The sequence below is a fragment of the Arthrobacter sp. PL16 genome, from assembly GCF_035985055.1.
In the GTDB taxonomy this organism is placed as follows: Bacteria; Actinomycetota; Actinomycetes; order Actinomycetales; family Micrococcaceae; genus Arthrobacter_D; species Arthrobacter_D cheniae.
In genome coordinates this window covers 396616-420997 of the sequence record NZ_JAXCIC010000003.1, presented here as the reverse complement: position 1 = coordinate 420997, position 24382 = coordinate 396616, and the positions used below count along the sequence as shown (strand labels likewise).

The window sequence follows — 24382 nt, the reverse complement described above, 5'->3', positions numbered from 1 at the left end:
CAACGGTCCGCCCGTCGGGCGCGCCCTCAGGAAGGAAGGCACCGCCAATGAAGTACACCCCGAACGGCGGCCAGAGTGCGGTGGGACCGGAGGCCTGGTTCTCGGGCACCGTCCACATCGATGGCGTACGCAACCCCGACGAGCAGTCGGCGGTCGGCTGCGCCCACGTGCGGTTCAGCCCGGGCGCCCGCACCGCCTGGCACACACACCCCAAGGGCCAGACCCTCTATGTCACCGACGGCATCGGCTACGTCGCCCGCCGCGGCGGAGCCGTGCAGGAAATCCGCCCGGGCGACGTGGTCTACATCGAACCTTACGAAGAGCACTGGCACGGTGCCACCACCGACCGCTTCATGGCCCACATGGCCATCCAGGAAGCGGACGGCCAGGGCCAGGTCGTGACGTGGGGCGAGCACGTCACCGACCAGGACTATGGCCGGCTGGCCGCAACCAGCAACTGACCACCCCTAGAAGGAGAAACCCATGACCACCACCATTCACGCCTACGCCTCACCCTCCGCCGACAGGGACCTCGCCCCCACGACCATCGAACGCCGCGACGTCGGTCCCCATGACGTCCTGATCGAGATCAAGTACGCCGGAATCTGCCACTCCGACATCCACACCGTGCGCGGGGACTGGGGGCCGCAGCCCTACCCCCTGGTACCCGGACATGAGATCGCGGGCATCGTCGCGGAGGTCGGTTCCGAGGTGACCCGGCACGCCGTCGGTGATCGGGTCGGCGTCGGCTGCATGGTGAACTCCTGCGGGGAGTGCAAGAACTGCAGGGTGGGCGACGAGCAGTACTGCGTCAACGGGATGGTGGGCACCTACGGCGCCACCGACCGGGACGGTACCGTCACGCAGGGCGGCTACTCCACCCACGTCGTCGTCACCGAGGACTTCGTGCTGGGGATCCCCGAGGGCGTCGAGCTCGACGTCGCCGCCCCCCTGCTCTGCGCCGGCATCACCACCTACTCACCCCTGCACCGCTGGGGCGCCGGCCCCGGCAAGAAGATCGCCGTGATCGGCCTCGGCGGCCTCGGTCACATGGCCGTCAAGATCGCGCACGCCATGGGCGCCGAAGTCACCGTCCTCTCACAATCCCTCAAGAAGCAGGAAGACGGCCTCCGCCTGGGCGCGGACCACTACTACGCCACCAGCGACGAAACCACGTTCACCGACCTGGCCAGTTCATTCGACCTCATCATCAACACCGTCAGCGCCCGGATCGACATCAGCGCCTTCCTTGGACTCCTGACGGTCGACGGCGCCCTGGTCAACGTCGGCGCGCCCGCCGAGCCACTGCCGGTGAACGCGATGGCGCTCATCGGCGGTCGCCGCTCATTCGCCGGCTCCATGATCGGCGGCATCGCCGAAACACAGGAAATGCTCGACTTCTGCGCCCAGAATGGCATCGGTGCCGAGATCGAGGTCATCCCTGCCGAGAAGATCAACGACGCCTACGAGCGGGTCCTCGCCTCGGACGTCCGATACCGCTTCGTCATCGACGCCTCCACCTTCGCCTAGCCAATACCCGGACCGGAACATGGCGTAACCCCTACCACCGCGCCGAATTTTGACTGGAGCGTGGTGGTAGGGACGCTCCGGCCCGGCTCCCCAGGGTCCGCTGCTTGTCCCGCCCCAGGTGCACAGCAGGAACCAAGAGTCCCGCTGCACACACCCACGGTTTCGCCGCACAAGACTAACGAGCACAAGATAGCGACGAAGAACCTGCCACGACCACCACCTGGGGTGGGCACATCACCGAGGACGAGTACAACGGCTACTGAAACCGGTTCGTCGGCTCCCTCTTTCACCTAAGGACAACACGATGGACAACCACGAACGGATGCTCACCGGCCGGGTCTACGACCCCAATGAGGCTCGCATTCTGGCGGAGCAGGCCCAAGCGCTGGAGCTCTTGTACGACTACAACTCCACCCGCCCGTCACAGCAGGACGAACGAGCACGCTTGCTGCCCCTGATGTTCGGGGCCCTTGGCAAGACCTGCTATTTCGAGCCTCCGCTGCACGCGAACTGGGGTGGCCGTCACGTGTTCGTCGGCGACAGTGTGTACGCGAACTTCAACCTCACCCTCGTCGATGACGGAGACATCTACATAGGCAGCAATACGATGTTCGGGCCCAACGTCGTTGTCGCGACAGCCGGCCATCCAATCTTGCCTGAGTTGCGCGCCCGAGGTTTGCAGTACAACCTGCCCGTGCACATTGGATCCAACGTATGGATCGGAGGAGGCGCACAGATCATGCCCGGCCTCACCATCGGCGATGACACGGTCATCGGTGCCGGAAGCGTCGTAACCCGTGACCTCCCCTCAGGGGTAGTCGCCGTCGGCGTTCCCTGCCGAGTCCTTCGACAAATCAGCGACCACGACAGCGAGTTCTACTGGCAGAACCGCCGCCTCGACGACTGAGTTGCGATCGTACAACTCCTGCCCGGTCCCGGTACTTCAGCGCCGACCAAAGGGAAGTGCACTGGAAGCTACTGGTGCTGTGGCTTCATCGGTGGGCAAAAGAGTCGACGACGAGTGCCCAGCGCACCATTCTCTTGCATGCGTCCGCCGTTGAGCAGGGCGTACCCATACGTAACGCTCCCTGTCGTCACAAGTTATTTCCGCTTCATGGGGCCATCACTGATGGCCACGCTCTCCTCGGATGACAACACTTCATACCAATCCGGTTGCTCGATCGGTGACAGCTCGACTTTGCCGTCTAGCTCCTCGGTAAGGAAGCGCAGGGCTGCAAACAAGGGTTTCCAAACACCACGCTCGGCAATGTGCGCTTCATAGGCGTCCTTCCGATCTTCGTGTTTGTGTCTCCCTGTTGGCTCGGGTAGCGATGTTGTCCGTGCCCAGACTGGGTACGAAGACGCGATGTGAGCAACTCCCCCAGGGCCCGGGTCAAAGAAGCTTCGATTGTCCTCCGCAGCTGTGACGATCACCTGATGCATCACGCGATCCCTCGCATACCTGAGGCCGGGCAAGGAACACCCGTCGCTATGAGAGTCGCGGCGATCCCTATACGCAGGATCTTCTGCATTCAGCTGTTCATCTAGCGAACAGGCCCAGTTGATAGCCTCAGTCGCGGCAATCGCACAGGACAGCAGACGCTTCCTGCGGGCAGCGTCAAGCGCCCTCCATGCTGCGCCAGTCATGCCTTGGTGAGCGAGCGACATGGCTTCTGGGCGGTCTGTCAACCCCATCAAACGACCTCTCGTACAAGCTGCGGCCCGTTGTTCCGCACTGATCCGGCCTCTTTCCCGACCACGCGTGGAACAAGGTTGGGTTCAGGGATGGTGTCGATGAAATGCTGCACCTGGTCCCGCTCCATCATGGTCGGATCCAGCCACTGATCCTGCAACTCCCCCGGGATTCATGACCGGCACCCGGTCATGAATGTGCCCGAGCGCGTCGTGTGCGGCCCGGGTGAGGATCGTCGCTGCGACCAACCACGTGTCGTCGGCGTCCTCTGCCTTGGTGGGATCGGGCCAGAACTCGTACAGGCCGGCGAAGCCCAGCAGCTGGTCCTCGTCCTCTGCGTGGAGGTAGTGCGGGGTCCTCGTCCCGTCCTCGTTCTTCTGCCACTCGTAGTAGCCCTTGGCCGGCACCAGGGCCCACCGCTTGGCGGCCGCGGTACGAAACGACGGCTTCTCCGTCACGGTCTCGCTGCGGGCGCAAGGTTTTCATAGGCTGCGTCGCCCACGATAGCTGCACCCCGACACGCCATTGGAGTCGCCATGCCTCGTCCTGCCCCTACGTTCTTCAGCAAGCAATTGAACCGCCGCCAATTCGGCATGGCGGCCAGTGGAGGAGTTGTCCTCCTCATAGCCGGCGGCACCTACGGCGTCGTCGCGCACAGTGGCAGCGCCACCAGAACCAGCGTGCGTACCACCTTCGGAGAAGTCTCGATCATTCGCGGCAGCCGCTTCGCCCGCCTCGACGCGCAGGGCCATACTGCGACGAACAACCTTTTGACAGCTCGCGCGCACTTCGCAGGCCGGGGCACGCCGGACTCGCGTCGGGCCGTGGCCGCCTTCGCGGGGGCGATCACCAGCGGCCTCCACCAGGGCCACGACGGCCCCACCCAGGACCACTCGTGGCCACAACCCGTGAATCTGACGTGGGGGGACGTGCTGGTGCTTGAAGCGGAGGTCCACAACGCAGGGCGGACTCCGGTGTTGTTCAGTCCCGCTCAGCTGCGCCTCAAACTCGCGCAGGCCGGAACGACGATCACCCACCAGGACACGGACCGGCCGCCAGGTCCCCTGGGTGCTGCAGCCCGGGAGCGTATCCTCATCAGCTACCTCGCACCCCACTCGCTCGCGGACCTCGAACTCGAGTTCTCGGACCTGGTACTGGACATACCCCTGCGGCTCGCCCTGCCGCCCCTGACCATGAGCGGAGCATTCTCATGAGCCCGCTGAACATCTACATCAATGAGGGGTACCTGCCCATGGTGGACGGGTCACTCGTCTACCACCGGGGATTCGGCGACAGGGCAACACGGATCGACGATGCGAATCCGGCGCTGAAGCTCAGCCCGCAGGTGTTCACTGCCGCGGGTCCGGTGGTCCCGAGCCGCACCTATCCCCTAAACTCACCCGTACCGCCCTCCGGTAGGCCCGCTCCTTCGGGTCCGGACCCGGCCTACCAGCGGAACTTTCTCCCGAGGCGCTCGTATTGGGCAAGCTCCTTTCCTGAGCGCACGCTGATCGCGGAGACGGGAAGCACTATCAGCATCCTGCTGCAGAACACCCTGTCCCAGCCCCACCAGTTGCGCTTCCACGGCGCGGGTCCGGCAGGCGCGGACGTCACCAGCGGCCTGGTGGAGCCGGGGCAGACCCGACTCGTGGAACTCCCCGCGCCAGCGCCCGGAACCTACCTGTTCTCCGATCCAGGCAACGAGCCCGTGGAGAGGACCTTGGGTCTGTACGGAGGCCTCGTGGTCATCGACCCTGCCGATGCCTGGCGGCTCAACACCGGCGGGCCCGAGTTCGAACGCCAGTGGCTGTGGATATGCCATGACGTGGAGCCGACCTGGGCTCGTATCGCGTCACAGGGGCAGACGGTCAACCCTCTGACCACCCCGGCCGTGCCACGGTATTTCACGCTGAACGGGTACTCCGGCTTCCAGGCCCTGGCCTTGACCACGGATGAGGAGTTCAACAAGCGCCGGGAAGAGGACACGTTGCCGTCGGGATATCCGCGGGAGACCGACGTGCGCAATTTCAGCGCGTCACCTGCCTCGGGTGCAGTCCGCACCGGTCAGCTCATGCGGATGCTCAACGCCGGCATCGTCACCCACCAGCTGCATTACCACGGGAATCACGTGTGGACGGTGCGGGCCAACGGCAACGACTTCCCTCGATCGAACGGCAGGGTGAGTCCGGCCGGCGATGTGGTCCTTCAGCAGTGGGAAGACACGGTCCAACTTCAGCCGAGAGAACGCAAAGAGGCGATGCTTCCGGTCCGACGTCCGCCGGAGTCGATCGACGCAGTGTGGAACGCGAGGGACGAGGACTGGAAATATCCCATGCACTGCCATGCCGAGCCGTCGCAGACCGCAGCGGGAGGGCTTTACCCAGGGGGCTTGATGGCCGACTGGGTACTCGCCGTCGGTCCTGTACGCGAACCGGGTCTGCCGGGCACCGTCGAGGACGACGCGCACCACACGTTCCGGAGCCAGGTGGACTTCGCCTCGAACCAGCCGCACGAGGGCAGCCCCGAGACAGAATTCCCTCTCCGTCCGAACGTGTCGGTGGAACTGGACTTCTTCGGCAAGGATCTGAGATTTCCGGACGGATCCGAACACGAGGTGTGGAGCTTCGAGAACGACAAGTCAGGTCGGCAGTTGCCCGGCCCGATCGTCAGGATGGCCGAGGGGGACATCTTCCAGGCGACAGTCAAACCGAAGAAGAACGTCCACACGATCCACTGGCACGGAATCGAACCGGATCCACGGAACGACGGCGTGGGCCACACTTCCTTCGAAGTGAACGGTGACTACACCTACCAATGGCGGCCGGAACACCCAGAGGCCGGCAACCCGAACAGGGGCTCCGCAGGGACCTACTTCTACCATTGCCATGTGAACACGCCCCTGCACGTTCAGATGGGCATGTTCGGAGCACTCGTGGTGGACCCCAGGACCGATCCCGCTCGCCCAACGCCGGCGGGATCCCGCCGCCACTCCTCCGAGGGCCCCCTATACGACATCGCGACGGAGACATTCCTCGCTCCCTACTCGATCGATCCCCGGTGGCACGAACTGAACCACGCGGCGGGTCTGTCGGGTGACGACGCAGGCCTCAACCGCTTCGAGGCAAAGCACTTCTTCATCCTGGGCGGGACGATTCCCGCGCGGCCCAAGGGCGACCGGGTGTGGGCGATGTCCGCCATGAAGGCCAATGTGACGGGCGGCAGCAAGCAACCGACGCTGGTGCGCATGGTGAACGTAGACTACTTCCCCACGCGCACACGATTCCTGGACGCAGCCGGGAGACCAGTGCAGATGGCCGAACTCATCGGGCACGACGGGCGCCCGTTCTGGACGACTCCCAGTCCGACGGGGCCGGCTGTGCACCCGTCGACGGCAGGACAGCCGCTTCTCACCAGCATCATCAGGTCAGGCGCAGCCGAGAAGTTCGACTTCCTGCTGCGGCCGCCGGCGCCAGGGCAGTACACGATCGCGGTCGACTTCATCCACTGGCTCACGGGCCGGGTCCAGGCGACGCGGACCGTGGCGGTGACCGCTGCCTGAGTCTCTTGGTGGTGGTGTGGGTGGTTGACGGGCTCTCCGTGGTTGGTGGTCGATTCCACTGCTGAGGAGATGATCAGCGTGCCTTTCTGACGATGCTTCTCAAGAGGATGCGGGTTCTGCAGTCAGCGCTGTTCACGAAGCCGCGTCCGGTACGTCTGATGTTCTTGATGGCGTGTTATTTGCCTCGACTTTCGCCGTGGTGGCTCCGGTGACGATGAGGACCGTTCGCCGGCAAGGAGGTCCTCGCGGAGTTCGAGCGGGAACTGGTCTCCGGGCGCACCGTCGCCGGTCACCGACAAACGGGACGGGACTCTTCAAGGGTCCGTCCGCTCACCGCCGAGAGTCAGCTTCTCCCGTAGTTGGAGCACCAAGGATTACCAGGTTCCCGTTTGGGTCTCGAGTTCGAGCCACTCGCTCGCCCCAGGGCTGGTCTTCGGGCCCGGCGATCACTGGCGCACCCAAGGTTTGTAAATCTACGAGGGTTGAATCGACGTCCTCGACATAGACCCATAGGCCGAACGGGTCCTCATCGCTACTGCCAGTCCCCAGACCAATACTCGAGCCCTCACGCTCCATCGTCACAAATCCCGGCTCGCCGTCCGGCGGAAATTGGTATGTCTGAGAGAATCCAAGTCGTTCATAGAAAACCCGTGAGGCGCGAAGATCCTGAACGCTGATGATGGGAAATGCTCCGGTGCTCATGCTGGGAGTATCCCAAAGCATTAGTGACCACACCAGGTCCTCCAGCGATGATACTGAACACCGCAGGCACAATCGGTTGCGCGACCCGTAGCCCGCGCCCGGCCAGGCGCAACATCACTCGCACAGTGGCGCGAGCGGGCGTGGCCTGGCCCCCTTGAGGCTGCGCCAAAGGGAGCATCTTGCATCAGCTACACGTCCCTCTCACATGACAACCTTCTGCGGGGCAGTATGCCGGCTTAGCCAGTTGCCCGATTCTTGCCCACGGTGAGCAACTCCTGGTCGCCCCACCACTCTCCCTCAGAGGGTAGGACCCAATGCGCCGATTTGAGCGATCAGCGATCGATCTAGGGGCCAATCCCGGACACATGCCCAACCACCGGTTGCGCAGGGTGCGTGGTGGGGTGACGTGGCCACTGCGGCCAACTGCTGCCGCTTCGCCACAGTTCCTCTATGACCCACTCTCGGATCTGGTCCGCTAGATCAGCAAGTCTTCCCGCCGAGTTATGGTCCCGGAACACCGCCACTCCTTTATCGGACTCGTCGGACGACCATGATCTGGCCGATGCGCGTCTCGTACTTTCGTCCCATGTGCCTCATCTTCGACGCGGGGCATCGGCGCACCAGTAGCAGCGACGTCGACGAGGATAGGCGCGAGAGTATCGCGGAGAACCGGATCCATCGATTTATCGTTCTCCCAACCCAACGGAGGTTAGCCTCCGTCGTGTGAATCAACCGCACCAAGCCCGGGGAATTGGACCTTCCTGACGCTGCCTCGACCATCGAGCCGCCTATAGCTGCTCAGGGACAACGTCCTTGAAGTGTCTGGATCGCAGCCGTGAACAACGTTGTTGTGCCAGTTCTAACCGGCACCCCGACAGGCTGTACACCGATGGTCCTGCGGGGCTGCGCAATCGGCGATTGAACGTTGCGAACAACGCGCCCTTTACCCACTACGGCTCACAGCATCATCGTCCCTGCTCCAATCAAGGACCACAGCGTGCGTGCATTTTCCGCCTTGGTCCTATGCCTACCTCGGAAATCACCGCCCGGCCAGCACGACAACGGGTGTCGTGCTGGCGCTTCCAAGACAAATCCTAGAGATGGCAGCAGTGGTCCGGCTCAAGGACTGCTGGCGACCTGATCAGCCGTGTTCGACAGGGAGCCACAGCTCGCAGGTGGCCGTGCTGAAATCATCGGCACGGTCGAGGATCGCGACGATCGACGGGCCCGGGCGCAGACGCCACGGATTGGAGGGAAACCACTCCGTGGCAGTCGCCGCCCAGAAGGATTGCAGAGTAGACGGGTACTCGCCCTCGGTACGGAACACCGCCCAGGTACCGGCGGGAACCTCGATCGCGTGGAGATCCTCCGGTAGCCCGGCTGTCGCGTTGATCGCGACACCGTGCAGGTAGGTCAGCTCACTGCCTTCGGCGTAGTCGGGATCGACGTCGGCACTCACCTGCAGCAGACCGGCCGGCTCGGTGTTGCCCAGCCCTTTGAGTCGGTCGTGCTCCTCGGCCGGCAAGGACGCGATGTGCGCCTGGATATGTGGATTGATGCCCTGGTGAATGAGTGGTACTCGGGCTGCGTGGCCGACGAGACGGAACGCCGGGCGTTCTGAGATGCGGGTGTCCATGGTGGTATTCCCTTCTACGGTCAGGCGGAACCTGAGCTGTGGTTGTGTGCGAAGGGGTCCGCCGTCCCGGCGTACATCCCCAGGCGTGACGCCGTGCACGGAGCGAAACGCCCTACTGAAGGCTTCAGTCGACCCGTAGCCGTAGCGCACCGGGATGCTCAGCAGGTCACCATCGCCCAGCACGTCCGCCGCGGCCAGTGTCATTCGGCGGCGCCGGATGTACTCCGACAGCGGCATACCGGCCAGCGACGAGAACATCCGCCGGAGGTTATACTCCGTCGTCCCGAGTTCCGTCGCCACGACGGGCACGTGCAGATTCTCGGTCAGACTGTCCTCGACCAGTTCAATGAGTCTGTTCAGCTCTGCTATCACGGCTCTCCCTTCACCATGCAGCCTCCCGGGTTCCTATGAGCGGCACCCGATAATCGCCGTCCGATGCGATCACCTCACCGGCCAGGTACCGGCGAGGAGTTCACGTGACAATTCGCGAGTGCTTTCTGGTGCTGTCAACGCGCTGTCATCCCCGAGGTGTCCCTTGTGCGGGGCCGACCTGATCCTCAGCGTGACCCTGTTGACGTTCGATCCCTATCGCTGTTCTTGGCCGAAGGAGTACGCATCATGAAAGCCTTCATTCGGCACGGCGAAGGCTGCATGTCGAGCCAGGCCAGGAAAGCCGCCCACCCGGGTCCGGCGGAAGGTGTCGCAGGACATGGACCGAGTCATACAGCCTGTGACGGCCGGGCCGTATGCCCCTGCAACAAGTCCGGGTTCATCACAGTGGAAAGGTGTAGCATCCCCAATGGGTGTGCTGGGAGGCCTGGTCGGCGGCGTGCCGCCCGCCTTCGGGCGGCCATGGATTCCCGTCTGGAGGAGCCCGCCATGCATGTGCTGGTCATATCGATTGGGACACGCGGCGATATTCAGCCCTTTGCCGCACTTGCAGGTGCGCTTGCCCGCGCGGGACACGACGTCACCCTCGCTGTCCCTGGTGGGTTTGCTGATCTGGTGCCACAAGCCGGTCCCGGAACTATCACGCACCATCCCACGGGCTCCACGATGCTGCGCCTTCTTCAGGAGCTGATGCCCGAGCTGAGCGGTCCCTCGGATGCGCTGCGAAAACTGGGGATGATGACCGCCGCGATGCGAGAGCTGAACGCGGAGTGCTGGGATGCGGCGCAGGCGGCGCACCCGGACGTCGTCGTGTACCACCCCAAGTGTCTTGCCGGGCCGCACATCGCAGAGGCGCTGAGGGTTCCTGGTGTGCTTTCCCTCCCGTTGCCGTTCTATACCCCGACGCGCGCGTACGCCATGCCCATCTTCGGCGGCGCCTCCTTCGGGGCGTGGGGAAATCGTGCGTCCTACGAAGTCCGCCGGATGAGTGGGGCCATCTATGGCGGCATGATCAACGACTTCCGACGCGAGGTGGGCCTGGGTCATACCCGCCGTCTCGCCGATCCGCTCAAGAATCCGGACGGTAGTCCGGTCCACGTCCTCTATCCGTACAGCAGGCACGTCGTACCCGTCCCCGAGGACTACCCGCCTTCGGCCCACGTCACCGGATACTGGTTTCTGGATCACAGCGACGACGGCGATTGGGATCCGCCCGCGCAACTGGTGGACTTCCTCGCGGTGGGCGAGCCTCCGGTCTACGTCGGGTTCGGCTCCATGGGCTTCGGTAAGGAAGCGAACCAGCGCCGGGACGCCGTCCTGGCCGCGCTGCGGGTTCATGGCTTACGCGGAGTCGTGGCAACCGGGTGGGGCGGCATCGCTCCTGGTGAGGCCCGGACCGACGACGTCCTGGTCCTGGAGGGTGCGCCCCACGAATGGCTCTTCCCGCGTGTCGCGGCGGTCGTGCACCACGGCGGTGCGGGTTCGACTGCGGCCGGTATACGGGCGGGTCGGCCGACACTGGTCGTGCCGTTCCTTGGCGATCAGCCATTCTGGGGCGCGCGGGTCCATGCGCTCGGCGTCGGACCTGCGCCGCTACCGGCCAAGCGTCTGGGCGCAACCCTGACCGACCGTCTCGGCGACCTCGTGCACACCGGCTCTTACGCCTCTCGTGCCGAAGAGCTGGGCGCCGCAGTCCGCGCCGATAACGGTCTCGCCGCCGGCGTGTATGCCCTGGAGCACATCATGGGGGTTCCTGCCGTGGACGAATAGATCAGCCGATAACAGTCACCTGTCTGGTGGGCGATCACGGCCGGTCCACCATCACTAGACGAGCTGGTGACGGCAACGGCTTCAGCAGGACACCACTGGGCACCGCGGGCGAATCCACCACACCGTCCACCGTCATGAACTCTGTCCACACCAGTTCCCGGGACATTAGATGCCTCCATTGCTCCATCCAGTGGCTTACTCGTACAAAGGAGACGCCGAACGCAGCAGAAAGTCAGCGACGCGTGGGTGAGCTGTTCCGCCATCGAACAAGCAAGCACCAAGAATCCGCCACCTTTTATTGAGCGTGGTGAACGTAGAGATCACGGAGCAGTGCGATCTCGGCTCCGTGGTGCAGGATCTCCTGGTTCACCCACCACACGATCGACGGAAACGTCTCCTCGGCATCGCTGCCATACGGGTAGCTGCTGAGCCCGGTCCGGTCATAGTCGGACTCGTCGACATCGAGTAGTGCCCGGCGCCAGTCGGCTGCGGCCTGACGGAACCTCTCGATGGCGCCGGCTGCATCGGGTCGGGATTCGTAGGTCGCTCGACTGAACGTGCGGTCGCCCCCGAGGTGGTTGGATCGGCCTATCAGTGTCTCGGAGATGTGATCGAGCCGCCAGGCGATCGTCGTGAATGGCGGAGGCCACGGACTTTCGGGGGCACCGTCCCGCCCCCACTCACCCGCGCCGATCAGTTTCATGGCGCCCGGTCCTGGCCCGTCGGCGCGCCTTCGTACCGACCAGCACGCGTCGACCGGTTCCCAGAGGTACTCGGCGTCTGTCAGCACCGGTACGGCGACGTCGTTGTCATCACCTGAGTTGGTGGTAGGCCCGGTGAGGCGAGTGAGGAGTCGCTCCGTCGCCCAGTCGTACTGCTCGAGCAGCGGCTCGAGGCGCTGGTTGGTCATCATGGCCTAGAGCCTAGACTCCACGAGACGCCGTGAGATGCCTACGTGTAGTTAATGCGCAACGACCTCCTTGCCTCGAGATACCGAAGCTGGCTCAGGAATCAGGTACCGGCGACGGGTTGAACTTCAAAGGGTGTTCAAAGCGGCGGCAGAAGGACCGTTCCCCCACCGCTGTACTCAAGGGTGACTTCCTGTGAGCTGTCGATCTCTGCAGGTGTCCTGAACATGTGCGTGCGCGGTGCCATGTCAGCTGAGCAAACCTCCGCTTCCCGCCTGGCAATACCAATCTTCAGGCGATGAGCATCGACGACCTCAATCGAGGACGGGAACGCTGGACAGCTTGAGCTGCCGGCGAGCACGATCGCGAACTTCGCTCCGCCCTCAAGCCACCCGGCTTCAGGGAAGGGATAGGCCTGCTCTTGCGGCGGCGAAGTCTGCTCCGCGGTGATGGCCTCCGCCGGAAGCCCGCCCTGAGCTTCTGAGTCGGCTACCGATCCCGGCATGACGGACTGGGGCCCAGCAGTCGGCTCAGAAGGGGCAGGGTCTGAACTGTTCGAACATCCGGCTAACCAGAAGGCTATTCCGATCAATCCAACCAAAGCAGCTCTCCCCATTGCATGAGAATCCCAGCTGACAGACGAGCTGTCCACGGCTGGAGGTGACTCCGGTGATCCACGGCTCGGAATGAAAGCCGTCAGACCGCTCCCAAGCAGCGGTAGCAGTGGGTGACCCAGAAGAACTGTCCCCGGTAGCGGGCAGCGGCACGGATACATGCAGCCTCAAGAATTGACAGCTATAGGAGCGTCCTGCGGGCGGGTAGAGCCCGAAAGGTGAAGCTCAAAGCCGTACATCTGTGGGCGAACCGTAGGCGCAGGCCCTTTAAAAGCAACTGTGACAGCCCCGGCTGCCCGACACCGCACCTGCCTGGAGGCCCTCTACTACTCGAACCCCTTCATAATTATCGAGCGCCGTTGACAACCGGGCCTGGCATGAGAAATATCAAAGGTACCGGTGCGCATGGCTGTCCTTCGGGGGCTACCTGCGGTCCGGGCTCTCGAAGGGTTACCGGATGCAGTCAGCACCTTTTCGTCGCAGATCCTTCCGGATTGTGGCCACTTCTGCCGCAGCCCTTCTGGTGCTCTCCCTCGCGGGTTGCACCCCCACTCCGGTGCCGCCTGACCAGCCGTCGCCGACTACCCAAGCCCCCTCAGCGACCGCTCCGGCGAGTTCGCCGCCGTCCGCTACCGATTCCGAGCCCGCTGCGGGTGCTGTTCAGATCGCCGCTGTCGGTGACATGAACGGTCCCAAGACCTCCAAGCGCAGTAGCCCATCCGGTCGCAACGGTGCCGCAATCACCCAGCTCGTGCAGGACGACGAGATCGACGCGTTCCTCGGACTCGGCGACTTCCAATACGACACCGCGTACTGCGCCGACTACGTCAAATACTGGACAAAACTCTGGGGCGGCACCATGCCCAAGCTGTACTGGGTGTCCGCTCCCAACCACGACTGGGAACCTGACCGCAACGAAGACCTCGACAACTTCATGAACGGCCAATGCCCGGGATCCACGGCGAAGGCTGCGATCAACGACCAGCGCGGATTCCTCGCCAACGGCAAGCCCTACTCGAAGGACTTCGGAAACTGGCACTTCGCGTTCCTCTCATCCGCGCACTGGCGATACGACCCCCAGGCAGCCCAGGCCTCGACGAAGTGGCTGGACAAGGACCTCGCCGCCGCCCAGGCGGCAGGTAAGCACCTGGCTGTCGTCTACCACAAGCCCTACTTCACCTCGAACACGGACAGCCACGAACGGGCCGCGGACCACAAGCCGTGGATCGACGTCATGTGGAAACACCGCGTCCGCCTGACCCTGTCAGCATCACAACACAACTACGAACGCTCATGCCCGATCAGCAACACCGACAAATGCGTCAAAGACGGCATGACAGCGTTCCAGGTGTCCACCGGAGGCATCGGTCTCCGCTCCTTCACCAGCAAACCCTCCTACATCAAGAAGCGATTCAGTGACACCCACGGGTTCCTCCGGATGACACTGCACGACGACGGCTCATTCGACTGGAAATTCATTCCGACATCCGGGACGAGCACGGACGCAGGCACGCGGTCCGCACCCCTATGAGGTGGTGTCCTAACCGGCAAGCCCCGGGCTCAGCTATGAGCCACCACGCGGCAACCTCGCCTAACTAGGATGTGCAAGTAGTGGTGGACTCACTGGCTGAGACCACCAGAACTTTCCAAGACACCCAAGCAGGTCGAGCACCGCGCAACCACTCCCCCGGAATCACGGGCCTTCTTCTGTCTCGGAAACTTGTTCCACCGTGTTTCGTCTGAAAACTATTCACCGTGGGCTTTTATGAGTCAGAACGACGAGATGAGGCATCTCGGGTATGTCGGTTCTCACGGTCGCCTGCGCAAATGCTCAAGGTCGCCTGCAGGAGCTTGAATCGACTCTTGGACGGGTCGGGCGCCATGCTATTTTGGCCGCAGTGACATTCTTACTTTCTCTGTGACCCAGAGTCGATCCAGCGGTTCCCGCTCGCTTCCCTTGGAAGCGATGATTCCGTGTGCCCTCGAAGGGAACTCCTTCACGAGTTCCCCTGGCACCCGGTCCTTCACCGAACTCATCCAGAGAAGATTCCCATGCCCTTCACCTCGAACGACTCCACCGCGTCCTCCTCACCATCCCTCGACCGGGGATCCTTGCGCCCTGATTGCGGTAACTGCTTTGCGCTCTGCTGCACCGCCCTGGGATTCTCCCGCAGCACGGACTTCGCCGTCGACAAACCAGCAGGGACTCCCTGCCAGAACCTCGACTCCGACTTCTTCTGCACCATCCACGACAGCCTTCGACCACGAGGCTTCCGTGGTTGCACCGTCTTCGACTGCTTTGGGGCCGGCCAGCACGTCTCCCAGAACCTCTTTCAAGGCATCAGCTGGAGATCGGATCCGGGAGCAGCGAAGAACATGTTCCCGGCGTTCAAGGTAGTCCGCCAACTCCACGAGATGCTCTGGTACCTGGCAGAAGCCACCAAAAGGACCTTCGACCCGGATACCTCGCACCAAGTCAAGGAATTCAGAAAGGCTATCGAGAATGCGATGAGCGACACGCAGCAGGTGCTGGCCCTTGACCTAGACGATCTGCATTCCAGAGTTCGGTCCGTCCTGATGAACGTCAGCGAAGAAGTCCGATCCTCATACCTCGCTACCGGTGATGATCACCTCGATGCTGCACTTATCCCGGGAGCGGACCTCATGGGCAAGAAGATGAGGTCCAGATCGCTGTGTGGTGCGGATCTTCGAGGCGCGTATTTCATCGCCGCGGACCTGCGAGGCTGCGACCTATCCGGCGCTGACCTGCTCGGCGCTGACCTCCGAGACGCCCGACTCGAAGGGGCCGACCTTTCCAAAGCTTTCTATCTGACACAGGCCCAACTCAACGCCGCTCAAGGCGACGCGCGCACACTCTTACCCGCCGATCTAGACCGTCCTAGGCAATGGCTCAACAACGGCTAAGGACAGCGCCATGGGTCCCGCTCACAGGCCGATGCAAACGAGTTCGAGCAAGTAGATGCCTACACTCGTCTGCGCAAACGCCAGAGCGGCGCAGCGTGTGAAAACCTCGAGAAACGACAGGATTTTTACCGCGGGCCGGGAGGTCAGAAGGTGCCCCGATGAAGGACCGGCTTGCCGAAACGAACTGATCCTGGTCGTGCGAGGGCATGATCAGCAGGGACTACTACAAGGTCTGCCCATACCCACCCACCACCTGACCAGTACTGGGCAGCTCACCGCAAGACAGGCGGTGTACATGGCAGGGTCACCCTGACGCTGTACCGCCGGATTCGGGCCTGAGTGAAAAGCACCGATAGTGGCAAGAGACACGGGCGCTCGTCGACACCCGGACGCTACCAGCAGCACCTTGGCTCCGAGCCTTCGGCGCCACCCGACCGGGCCGGGCAACCGCAATATTTCCGCCCGCCTCCGGTAGCCCTGGTGGTAGACCGTATGGATGGCCTTCAAATCTTCGGGCGCACGCCATGACCCGCTCCGCAGTTCGGGCGGCCTCCATGAAGCTAACCGGTTCCAGCGCGGGGTAGTGGAATTCCTTCGCCTACCGCTGATCCTGACCGCCGTCTTCTGCCTGGTCGCTGTGGGGGTTTCACTCTTGGACCGCCTCACCCCTGACGATGCCGGTTTCCGTACCCTCGTGAGCTCGGTCGTCTCCGAGGAGGGCGCCGTCGACTTCCTCTCCGCCGTGGCCACGAGCCTGCTGACGGTCACCTCGATCACCTTCTCGGTCCTGCTGCTCGCGGTACAGCAGACAGCGAGCTCGCTCACCCCCGTGGTCTTCGACCAGTTCCTCCGCAGGACCGCGAACCAGGTGTACTTCGGGTTCTTCATCGGGGCCACCACCTTCTCCTTTCTCGTCCTCGGCCTGGCTCACAAACAGCCCGCCCCGCTCTATAGCGCGGCCCTCACACTCGTCCTGGTGGTGGCGTCCCTCGTGGTCCTGCTCATGCTCATACACTCGACGATCGACCAGATGCGCCCCGAGTCGGTAGTGCGGTCCATCCATGAACTCGCGCTGCAAGCCCGCGAGGTGGAGCTGAAGATGCTGGGCCGGACCCGCATGGCACGGCACTCCGACCCGGATCGGCCAGAGCGCGAGATCCACGTTATGGATACAGGATTCGTCGTCACGGTCGACACGGAGAAGCTCGGAGCGATTGCCTCCTCGGCCGGGGACGACGTCGAAGTGATCGTCGAGGGCAGACTGGGCGAGTACATGGTGTTCGACGATCTCCTCGTGCGGCTCGTCAATATCGATCCGGAGGATTCCAGCTACGACGACGTTATTGATGCTTTCGGCATCGACGACATCCGCGACGTGAATGTCGAATCCGGCTACGCACTGGACCAGCTGGAGAACATCGCATGGGAAACGGGCACCAGTGCGTCCCAAAGCCCACAGACAGCGTCGACCGCGATCCGCACCCTCAGCGACCTCCTAGGCCGGTGGCTGATGGCTGGTGAGCGCGACCGCTCCGAGCGCAGCACCAGGCAGGACGAGCTTCCCGTTGTCTACACCGACGGAGCTGTCGAGCGGGGACTGACTGCCCTGTCCACCCTCCTGGTCGGTTCCTCGGAATCCCGACAGGCCCAGACGACAGCCAAGATCCTGCACTCCTTCGCCCGACTCATACCACGTCTGCAGGACAAGGACCGCGCCGCCTTCGACGACGCCTTGGACTCGGCCCTTCCCGCGGTCATCCAGCAGGCAGAGATCCCACCGCTGCGGGACGCACTCGCGGAACTCGAGAAGGTCATGAACGAGCACGGGCACGACGCCGAGCGCGTCCGGCTCGTGAGAAACCTGCTGACCGAGGCCACAAGCCAAATGATGCCTAAACCATCCGATGAACCCGAGGCCGCTCACCCGCGTAGGGAGGGCGACCGCGAAGAAGGCGTTAGGAGTTCCGCAAACGAAACCGGGACATCACGGAGAAGTGAGACAAGAGTTGGTGATTTCAATTGACGGACGCATTGGACGCACCGGACCTGGAGTTTCGCGAATGATCGATGACAACGGCCGGTCGCGATGGTCGCTGTGTAGACGCTCTAGATCCTCAACGAGACACTGCCGTGCCGTAGATATTGAGAGCCTATTCATCACCTGCGGGCTTGTTCACACCGCACTGGGAGCGACATGGAGTTCAGCGCCCTGCAACTGCAGCGACCGGCCGCCCGGCCGCACGCCGATCATCCGCCCCTCTATCGTCGTCCTGTCATCGTCGCCCTGCCATTGTCGTCCTCGCCCTTCAGATCGCGGGCCTTCGCATGCTCGTCACCTTCCGTGGACCCGCTCGCTGATGATGGCCGCGCGTCTTTCTCCTTGAGGATCGCTTTAGGGTCGATGTTGAAGCCCTGGTAGGGGAACGTGACATCTGGTGCTTCGGGTGAATAAACCTCGAAATGTAGATGTGTAGGAATACGCCGAGGCCGGCCTTGTCGCCCCGCTGCGGAGGCTCCTACATCCTCGAATGAGGAGTCTTCGTGAGCGACATCCAGCTACTATCCGTACTGGCAACGGAGCCTGCCGGCGACATGTTGATGTGGCTTCACGAGAACAGTGACAAGCAACGCGCTACGCATGTTTTTGACGACGAGGATGTGTTCGAGGCGACTAGTTTTTCCTCACACATGAACTGCTCGATGAAGAACGACCCGTGTCGATCCGTGGTTGTTGACGGCTCGGGGACGTCGACTCGCACAGCGGCCCCTCGAACACCTAGCGATTTCATGCGGAACGGAGGCACGACCATCTTTGATAACAGCAAGAACCTGACAAAAAGAACGGGTGCTAGTCAATCCAAGCTGGGAAATGATGTTTGAGCGACGTTCTCCCATATTCACCTCGCAACCTATGGGTTGCAGCACGGGCGCAGGAGGACGCGAAGAAGGTGTACGGGTACATGACGCAGGACGCGCAGCGGAAGCTCGATGAGGCTAAGCTCAAGTTCGAGCGCGCCCTTCCCGGTCACTTCGACGCGTCCGACTAGACCGAGAACGGCGAGCTTGAGGGGCAGGCTGACGCCCTCACCGAGTTGACCGAGATCGAGACCGACAAACTGGAGGCACCGAAGATGGACCCCGAGACTGACACCGAGTTCGACAACGCCCTCGCGCCGGAGACTGATGCCGAGTTCAAGGATGCCGACGGACCGGACGTGCCGAACCTGGCAAAAGCCGATGAAGCCCCCAAGGCCAATGCCCCGGCAGATGACAAGGCCGACACGGCCGAGTTCAAGGATGCCGACGGACCGGACGTGCCGAACCTGGCAAAAGCCGATGAAGCCCCCAAGGCCAATGCCCCGGCAGATGACAAGGCCGACACGGCCGAGTTCAAGGATGCCGACGGACCGGACGTGCCGAACCTGGCAAAAGCCGATGAAGCCCCCAAGGCCAATGCCACAGCTGACGACAAGGCCGACACTGCCGAGTTCAAGGATGCCGACGGACCGGACGTGCCGAACCTGGCAAAAGCCGATGAAGCCCCCAAGGCTTGACATCGGGGCCAGGGTTACCGACACCCGGGCCAAGGCACCTGCCGCTAACCGTGCGCGCGGTGGAGCAGTGACGCCTCGCAAGTAGTTTCACCAAGTTCACCAAGTTTCACCCCGCCCCGCTTGCCGTGATGTAGACGGCGTGAGTTCATGACTCAGGCGGGGCAACTTCATGACACTAACCGACCGAGCAAGGGGGTTCACCATGGCAAAGCCGGAAGAGTACAGACATTCCAGGCTCTACCGCACCCCCGGTGAACGCTTGAAAGCGTTCTGACGGGCTAATAACCTCAGTCCTCGGGGGCCATCTGAACTACCGAGGCCCCCGATGCCGTCACCTTCAGGTGCGATTCACGGGCAGATGCTGTATCGCTCAGTCCTGCGGTGAGTCCCACCCATAGTCGGGATAGTCGAAGAAGGCGTCTCCGTCGAGGGCATCCACTTCGCCGGTGGCCATGGAGTCGATGAGGGATTCGAGGCCGGTCTGGACGCTCTGCACGAGCATGCCCTTCATCTTCTGGCCGAAATCATCCGATTGTCCTCTGACTTCGAACAGGACAGTGGCCGAACCGTTAAGAGCGAAGGCTGAACGTCCCTGTCCTGCATATTCGCGCTCGTCAGGATGGAAGTAGCGGCCGGCGGCGGCCAGCGGCGACTGGGTACCATAGCTGTCCTTGATGCCGTCAGCGACCGCTAGTGCATAGCGCCGGGACTTGTCCTGGTCCAGGAGCGGCCAGTCCTCTTTGTATGCAGCACCGTCGTTGATGCCCAGGGGCGGGTAGTCGAGCGCCACCGAGATGTGCCTGCCGTCCTGTTCGCCTCCGGTCTGCTGATCACACGGGCCCATGTGGTGCAGGTCCACGACGGCGTCGACGTTGCCGAATTCATCCTGGAGGCTCACATAGACATCCCTGATGGTTTGTGATTCCGGTGAGAGGTAGAAACCTGCGTCTTTTGGATCTCCGGGCAGGTCACCTGGCTGCGGGACGTAGTCGAGGTCGGCGTTGAAATCGCGATTCAGATCGAAGCCCGGTAGATCGATGCCGTCCCCGGTCAATTGGTGGTACCACGCGCGGTTCGAGCCTTCCAGCTGGGGGTGTCGGCGTTCTACCTCGTCCCAGGAAATGACGTTCATACGGCGGTTGAGCTCCCCACCATCGGGATTGGCCATGGGCATAGCGACAAGTGTGACGTTCTCCAGCACACGCTGGGTCACCGGGTCATCACTGGAACCAAGCTTCTTCAGTATGCCCAGCAGCGCCTCGGTCCCGGTCCGCTCGTTGCCATGGATGGCGCTCTGGACGAGCAGTACACGCTCCCCCGTGCCGACCCGGGCGGTGTAGAGATCGCGGCCCAACTCGGATTGACCGACGACGTCAACCTGCACCCGGCCCTTACTGTTGTTCTCGATATTCTCCAGCTCTGAACCGAGCTGTTCGTAGCTGGTCCAGCCGCTGAATTGCGGTTCGTCGGAGGTCTTGCAGGTTCCCTGCCCAGGGGCAGTTGCATCACCGGGAGCGGCGCTGGCCGGTGTCGCGACAATCAATGCACCAAGCATCACCCCTGCTCCGACAGCGCCAAATATTCTACGTGAATTACGGCGGACATGGTTCACAGTTAACTCCAATATCGAGTGATTGGGACAAGCGCATCGTTCCAATCCGATGGCCTGTCTGCAAGAGAATCACCAAAAACCAAAGCATAAAACACTGCCCCTCTGGCTATTTTCCATCATCGAGGCTAAGTTACTGGCAGCTAGGGATAAAGGCGTCAACATTTAATATCATATCCGTGGATATGGCTCTTGAATGTAGACGTTATTCTGGGCGGATATATCGAACCGCGGCGAGTGTATGCGTGGATTTCGACCCCCTCAGGAGCCATCCGTATCTAGTCGTACGACCTCGAGGATCATCATGAAAGCTGCTGCAGCCGCCGCCCTTCTTGCCTCGGCCCTCGTCCTGAGCGCCTGCGACTCCGATCCCGGACCTGATGCTGGCGGGCCGGAAATGACAGCCGCTTCAGGCGGATCGGCCTCACTCTCGCCGAAAGCAAGCGCGACCTGCAAGAGCCTCTACAAAGGCGGCGATGTAAGTCCCCTGAACGGAGCCAGAATGCTGATCGACGAGGCCGCGGCTGATGATGGTCAGGTCTCCGGCGGCCAGGCCAAGAGAGCGTCCGTGATCTCGGCAGCCCTGGTCACCATCGCTGAAGACGCAGACGATGACCTCACCTCGTTGATCGATGGGATCCGGATTCCCATCCAGGCTGTTGCGGATGGACGGGCAAGCGACTTTACGGACGCCTCGTCACTTGCGGACAAGCTGGAGGCAGCCTGCGCCCGGTTCGAGCCCTAGGCTGCTCGCCCCGCTTCGCCCTCCCTATCGCCTACGCCTACTGGTCGCGTTCATGGCGAAGGCGTTGAGGATCATCCCCGATGGCCTGATCCCCTGCATCGGGGCAACGCTCCACGAACGTTTGACCTCGTGCTGAAACGTCTGGCGCTGAAGCACCCCGGGCGGCGATTGTTCCCTACTGGGTCGCGGACGTCGGCAGGGTAAGGATCTCCGCGCCCGAGTCGGTGATGGCGATCGTGTGTTCGCTGTGCGCTGTCCGGCTACCCGTCACGCTGCGGAGTGTCCAGCCGTCGGGATCCGTCACGAGCTCGGCGGTATCCGCCATGACCCACGGCTCCAGGGCGAGCAGCAGCCCGGGGCGCAGCGCGTAACCGCGACCCGGGCGCCCGTTATTGGTGATGTGGGGTTCCTGGTGCATCGTCGACCCGATCCCGTGTCCGCCGAATTCGGTGTTGATCGGATAGCCGGCCGCGCTGAGTACCGCTCCGATGGCGTAGGAGATGTCGCCGGTGCGGGCCCCGGGACGTGCCACGGCGATCCCCGCGGCGAGGGCACGCTCCGTCGTGGCGATCATGGCGGCGTCCTCCGCGCGCCCCGATGGACCGACGACAAAACTGATCGCTGCATCGGCGGCGATTCCTCCCTTCAGGACGGCGAGGTCGAGCGTCAGGAGGTCGCCGTCAGCGAGCGCGTAATCGTGCGGCAGTCCGTGCAGGACCGCATCGTTGACGGCGGTGCAGATGTAGTGGCCGAAAGGCCCGCGGCCGAAGGAGGGCGCGTAGTCGACGTAGCAGGACTGGGCGCCGGCCCCGATGATCATCTCCCAGGCCCAGCGGTCGATCTCCAGCAGGTTTGTTCCGACGATGCTGCGCTTCCTCAGGGCCTGCAGGATATCCGCGACCAGGGCTCCCGTTACCCGTGCGCGGGCCAGTTCGGAGGTACTCAGGATCTCGATCATGCGGGTGCCTTTCAGACTCCACCAATAACTATCCCGGTAATACTATCCCGGTACTATCATCGGAACCATGGTCAGACTGCCGCTCACTCCCGCCGACGTCGAACGTGGACAGCGCCTCGGCGCCCTGCTGCGACACGCCAGGGGTGAGCGTTCGATGCTCGAGACGGCCCTGGACGCCGGCGTCTCCCCGGAGACCCTACGGAAGATCGAGTCGGGGCGCGTCGCAACCCCCGCCTTCCCGACCATCGCAGCCATCGCCGTCGTCGTCGGGCTCTCCCTCGATGCCGTATGGGCCGAGATCAACCGGTCGGACCGGGAGGCCGGGCCGTCAACGGCACAGCTGGCGACGCGCGAGCAGCTGGCCTCGTAGCGACGAGGCGGGACGAGGCACGACGAGCGGTGGGTCATGACGAACAGTGGGTCATGAGGCCCGGCCCCGGGTAGCGCCCGTCACCATCCACCGGTCATCGCGGACCCGCCACCCGAGGGTTGCGGCCCGAGCCACCATGTAGCCGACGCCGAAGGCGAGCCACAACCAGGCGATTCCCTCCCCGCCCGTCAGGTCCGCGCGGCCCACGAGGACCAGCAGCGGGAGGTACACCACCAGATTCACGACGCCGGCGATCGCGAGGTAGCGGGCGTCCCCCGCGCCGATGAGGACGCCGTCGAGCACGAAGACGAATCCGCACACCGGCTGCGATGCGGCGAGGACCCACAGCCCGGCGGCGAAGGCGGCCTGCACGGCAGGATCCGTGGTGAAGATCCAGCCGACGAACGGCGCGGCGGCAGCGAGGAGGCCGCCGGTGAGAACGCCGAAGCCGACGCCCCAGACGATCATCCTCCGGGTCAGGGCCCGGGCCAGCGGCCTGTTCCCGGACCCCAACTCCTTGCCGATCAATGCCTGCGCCGCGATGGCCAGGGCGTCGAGTGCGAAGGCGAGGAAGGTGAAGACCGTCATGACCAGCTGATGGGACGCGAGGCTCAGCGGGCCCTGCGACGTCGCGACGAACACCGTGGCGAGGATCGCCACGCGCAGGGAGAGGGTCCGTAGCATGAGCCATGATCCGACGCTCGCCGTGCCCCTGATGCCGCGCAGGGTCGGCCGGAGAGACACCTGCTCCCGCCTGGATGCGCGGACGATCATCACCAGGTACACGGCCGCCATGCCCCACTGCGCGAGGCTCGTGCCGAGCGCCGACCCGGCCACCGACATCCCCGCGCCGTAGACGAGCAGGTAGTTGAGGACGATGTTGACGCCGAATCCGGCACCGGCCACCAGCAGCGGCGTGCGCGTGTCCTGCAGGCCGCGTAGCACACCCGTGGCAGCAAGCACCACGAGCATCGCGGTCAGCCCGGGCATGGACCAACGAAGGTAGTCGACGGCGAACGCGTGGACGGCTCCCTCCGCACCGAGGACCGAGGCCAGGTGCGGCGCCGAGGCCCATCCGGCGACGGACAGGACCACCCCGAGGACGACGGCGAGGCCCACGCCGTCGCGCCCCGCCGCGAGCGCATCCGGCAGGCGGCCGGCACCGAGGAGGCGGGCAACGGCGGGGGTGGTCGAGTACGCGAGGAAAACCATGAGTCCGACGGCCGTCTGCATCACCGTGGAGGCGAGGCCCACTCCCGCGAGCTCGTCGACACCGAGGTGCCCGACGATCGCCGAGTCGGCCAGGAGGAACAGCGGCTCGGCGATGAGGGCACCCAGTGCCGGCACGGCGAGCCGGAGGATGCTGCGGCTGAGCCGGCGGTTGCTGGGCAGGGTGTCATGCACGTGACCAGCGTAGGG

Annotated in this window: 21 protein-coding genes and 2 pseudogenes; 14 read left to right on the top strand and 9 right to left on the bottom strand. The window is 63.5% G+C overall.

All coding sequences use genetic code 11. From position 1 onward, the window contains the following. The first annotated feature begins 47 nt into the window (after positions 1–47). The 3 genes from RCH21_RS09190 (at position 48) to RCH21_RS09180 (ending at position 2437) form a co-directional block, all read left to right on the top strand. Entirely contained in the window at positions 48–461 is a 414-nt protein-coding gene (locus tag RCH21_RS09190; RefSeq protein ID WP_326964097.1) for a (R)-mandelonitrile lyase, read from the top strand. A 22-nt stretch (positions 462–483) separates the two neighbouring features. Further along, positions 484–1530 carry an NAD(P)-dependent alcohol dehydrogenase gene (locus tag RCH21_RS09185; RefSeq protein ID WP_326964096.1) on the top strand — a complete coding sequence of 349 codons (1047 nt, stop codon included), beginning with the start codon at positions 484–486 and terminating at the stop codon, positions 1528–1530. 304 nt (positions 1531–1834) lie between these two features. Next, on the top strand, positions 1835–2437 hold the full coding sequence (locus RCH21_RS09180) for a sugar O-acetyltransferase (protein ID WP_326964095.1): 603 nt from the start codon (positions 1835–1837) through the stop codon (positions 2435–2437). 194 nt (positions 2438–2631) lie between these two features. Here the strand turns inward: RCH21_RS09180 and RCH21_RS09175 are convergent, their stop codons facing one another. Further along, complete coding sequence (locus RCH21_RS09175) at positions 2632–2973, bottom strand: hypothetical protein (protein WP_326964094.1); 342 nt, start codon at positions 2971–2973, stop codon at positions 2632–2634. A 336-nt stretch (positions 2974–3309) separates the two neighbouring features. Further along, positions 3310–3684: pseudogene (locus tag RCH21_RS09170) on the bottom strand (SOS response-associated peptidase family protein); the annotation flags it as partial. Between the two features lie 75 nt (positions 3685–3759). Here RCH21_RS09170 and RCH21_RS09165 point away from each other — a divergent pair. Both RCH21_RS09165 and RCH21_RS09160 read left to right on the top strand, forming a co-directional pair. After that, positions 3760–4437, top strand: a complete 678-nt coding sequence (locus RCH21_RS09165) for a hypothetical protein (RefSeq protein ID WP_326964093.1) — start codon at positions 3760–3762, stop codon at positions 4435–4437. After that, positions 4434–6782, top strand: a complete 2349-nt coding sequence (locus RCH21_RS09160; RefSeq protein WP_326964092.1) for a multicopper oxidase domain-containing protein — start codon at positions 4434–4436, stop codon at positions 6780–6782. The genes RCH21_RS09165 and RCH21_RS09160 overlap by 4 nt, the downstream gene beginning before the upstream one ends. Positions 6783–6855: 73 nt before the next feature. On the opposite strand, the pseudogene RCH21_RS17160 reads toward RCH21_RS09160, so the two are convergent. The 3 genes and pseudogenes from RCH21_RS17160 to RCH21_RS09150 form a co-directional block, all read right to left on the bottom strand. After that, positions 6856–7004: pseudogene (locus RCH21_RS17160) on the bottom strand (ISL3 family transposase); the annotation flags it as partial. 108 nt (positions 7005–7112) lie between these two features. After that, positions 7113–7484, bottom strand: a complete 372-nt coding sequence (locus RCH21_RS09155; protein ID WP_326964091.1) for a VOC family protein — start codon at positions 7482–7484, stop codon at positions 7113–7115. Positions 7485–8625: 1141 nt separating this feature from the next. Next, complete coding sequence (locus RCH21_RS09150; RefSeq protein ID WP_326964090.1) at positions 8626–9492, bottom strand: AraC family transcriptional regulator; 867 nt, start codon at positions 9490–9492, stop codon at positions 8626–8628. A gap of 507 nt (positions 9493–9999) precedes the next feature. Between RCH21_RS09150 and RCH21_RS09145 the strand changes: the two genes are divergently transcribed. Beyond that, positions 10000–11280, top strand: a complete 1281-nt coding sequence (locus RCH21_RS09145) for a glycosyltransferase (RefSeq protein WP_326964089.1) — start codon at positions 10000–10002, stop codon at positions 11278–11280. Positions 11281–11575: 295 nt separating this feature from the next. Here the strand turns inward: RCH21_RS09145 and RCH21_RS09140 are convergent, their stop codons facing one another. Beyond that, positions 11576–12193: a DinB family protein gene (locus RCH21_RS09140; RefSeq protein ID WP_326964088.1), complete on the bottom strand. Its 618-nt coding sequence runs from the start codon at positions 12191–12193 to the stop codon at positions 11576–11578. A gap of 1105 nt (positions 12194–13298) precedes the next feature. Here RCH21_RS09140 and RCH21_RS09135 point away from each other — a divergent pair. The 6 genes from RCH21_RS09135 (at position 13299) to RCH21_RS09110 (ending at position 19281) form a co-directional block, all read left to right on the top strand. Next, positions 13299–14333, top strand: coding sequence for a hypothetical protein (locus tag RCH21_RS09135; protein ID WP_326964087.1), 1035 nt, complete (start codon positions 13299–13301; stop codon positions 14331–14333). 521 nt (positions 14334–14854) lie between these two features. Beyond that, positions 14855–15727 carry a pentapeptide repeat-containing protein gene (locus tag RCH21_RS09130; protein ID WP_326964086.1) on the top strand — a complete coding sequence of 291 codons (873 nt, stop codon included), beginning with the start codon at positions 14855–14857 and terminating at the stop codon, positions 15725–15727. Between the two features lie 496 nt (positions 15728–16223). Beyond that, entirely contained in the window at positions 16224–17750 is a 1527-nt protein-coding gene (locus RCH21_RS09125) for a DUF2254 family protein (RefSeq protein ID WP_326964085.1), read from the top strand. A 518-nt stretch (positions 17751–18268) separates the two neighbouring features. Beyond that, on the top strand, positions 18269–18607 hold the full coding sequence (locus tag RCH21_RS09120) for a hypothetical protein (protein ID WP_326964084.1): 339 nt from the start codon (positions 18269–18271) through the stop codon (positions 18605–18607). Then, complete coding sequence (locus RCH21_RS09115) at positions 18604–18774, top strand: hypothetical protein (RefSeq protein WP_326964083.1); 171 nt, start codon at positions 18604–18606, stop codon at positions 18772–18774. Before RCH21_RS09120 ends, RCH21_RS09115 begins: the two co-directional genes overlap by 4 nt. Positions 18775–18819: 45 nt before the next feature. Further along, positions 18820–19281 carry a hypothetical protein gene (locus RCH21_RS09110; protein WP_326964082.1) on the top strand — a complete coding sequence of 154 codons (462 nt, stop codon included), beginning with the start codon at positions 18820–18822 and terminating at the stop codon, positions 19279–19281. 370 nt (positions 19282–19651) lie between these two features. Here the strand turns inward: RCH21_RS09110 and RCH21_RS09105 are convergent, their stop codons facing one another. Continuing rightward, positions 19652–20836 (bottom strand): M14 family zinc carboxypeptidase, encoded by a 1185-nt coding sequence (locus RCH21_RS09105; RefSeq protein ID WP_326964161.1) that lies wholly within the window; start codon positions 20834–20836, stop codon positions 19652–19654. A gap of 556 nt (positions 20837–21392) precedes the next feature. Between RCH21_RS09105 and RCH21_RS09100 the strand changes: the two genes are divergently transcribed. Next, positions 21393–21635, top strand: a complete 243-nt coding sequence (locus RCH21_RS09100; RefSeq protein WP_326964081.1) for a hypothetical protein — start codon at positions 21393–21395, stop codon at positions 21633–21635. Between the two features lie 175 nt (positions 21636–21810). On the opposite strand, the gene map is transcribed toward RCH21_RS09100, so the two are convergent. Then, positions 21811–22593, bottom strand: a complete 783-nt coding sequence (gene map, locus RCH21_RS09095; RefSeq protein WP_326964080.1) for a type I methionyl aminopeptidase — start codon at positions 22591–22593, stop codon at positions 21811–21813. Between the two features lie 67 nt (positions 22594–22660). Between map and RCH21_RS09090 the strand changes: the two genes are divergently transcribed. Beyond that, positions 22661–22963, top strand: coding sequence for a helix-turn-helix domain-containing protein (locus tag RCH21_RS09090; protein ID WP_326964079.1), 303 nt, complete (start codon positions 22661–22663; stop codon positions 22961–22963). A gap of 51 nt (positions 22964–23014) precedes the next feature. Here RCH21_RS09090 and RCH21_RS09085 read toward each other — a convergent pair whose 3' ends face one another. Then, positions 23015–24367: an MATE family efflux transporter gene (locus RCH21_RS09085; protein ID WP_326964078.1), complete on the bottom strand. Its 1353-nt coding sequence runs from the start codon at positions 24365–24367 to the stop codon at positions 23015–23017. Between the last annotated feature and the right edge of the window lie 15 nt (positions 24368–24382).

Coding starts and splice junctions, on each gene's coding strand:
- RCH21_RS09190 (WP_326964097.1), top strand. CDS start 48: ATGAAGTACACCCCGAACGGCGGCCAGAGTGCGGTGGGACCGGAGGCC.
- RCH21_RS09185 (WP_326964096.1), top strand. CDS start 484: ATGACCACCACCATTCACGCCTACGCCTCACCCTCCGCCGACAGGGAC.
- RCH21_RS09180 (WP_326964095.1), top strand. CDS start 1,835: ATGGACAACCACGAACGGATGCTCACCGGCCGGGTCTACGACCCCAAT.
- RCH21_RS09175 (WP_326964094.1), bottom strand. CDS start 2,973: ATGCATCAGGTGATCGTCACAGCTGCGGAGGACAATCGAAGCTTCTTT.
- RCH21_RS09165 (WP_326964093.1), top strand. CDS start 3,760: ATGCCTCGTCCTGCCCCTACGTTCTTCAGCAAGCAATTGAACCGCCGC.
- RCH21_RS09160 (WP_326964092.1), top strand. CDS start 4,434: ATGAGCCCGCTGAACATCTACATCAATGAGGGGTACCTGCCCATGGTG.
- RCH21_RS09155 (WP_326964091.1), bottom strand. CDS start 7,484: ATGAGCACCGGAGCATTTCCCATCATCAGCGTTCAGGATCTTCGCGCC.
- RCH21_RS09145 (WP_326964089.1), top strand. CDS start 10,000: ATGCATGTGCTGGTCATATCGATTGGGACACGCGGCGATATTCAGCCC.
- RCH21_RS09140 (WP_326964088.1), bottom strand. CDS start 12,193: ATGATGACCAACCAGCGCCTCGAGCCGCTGCTCGAGCAGTACGACTGG.
- RCH21_RS09130 (WP_326964086.1), top strand. CDS start 14,855: ATGCCCTTCACCTCGAACGACTCCACCGCGTCCTCCTCACCATCCCTC.
- RCH21_RS09125 (WP_326964085.1), top strand. CDS start 16,224: ATGGCCTTCAAATCTTCGGGCGCACGCCATGACCCGCTCCGCAGTTCG.
- RCH21_RS09105 (WP_326964161.1), bottom strand. CDS start 20,836: ATGCTTGGTGCATTGATTGTCGCGACACCGGCCAGCGCCGCTCCCGGT.
- RCH21_RS09100 (WP_326964081.1), top strand. CDS start 21,393: ATGCTGATCGACGAGGCCGCGGCTGATGATGGTCAGGTCTCCGGCGGC.
- map (WP_326964080.1), bottom strand. CDS start 22,593: ATGATCGAGATCCTGAGTACCTCCGAACTGGCCCGCGCACGGGTAACG.
- RCH21_RS09090 (WP_326964079.1), top strand. CDS start 22,661: ATGGTCAGACTGCCGCTCACTCCCGCCGACGTCGAACGTGGACAGCGC.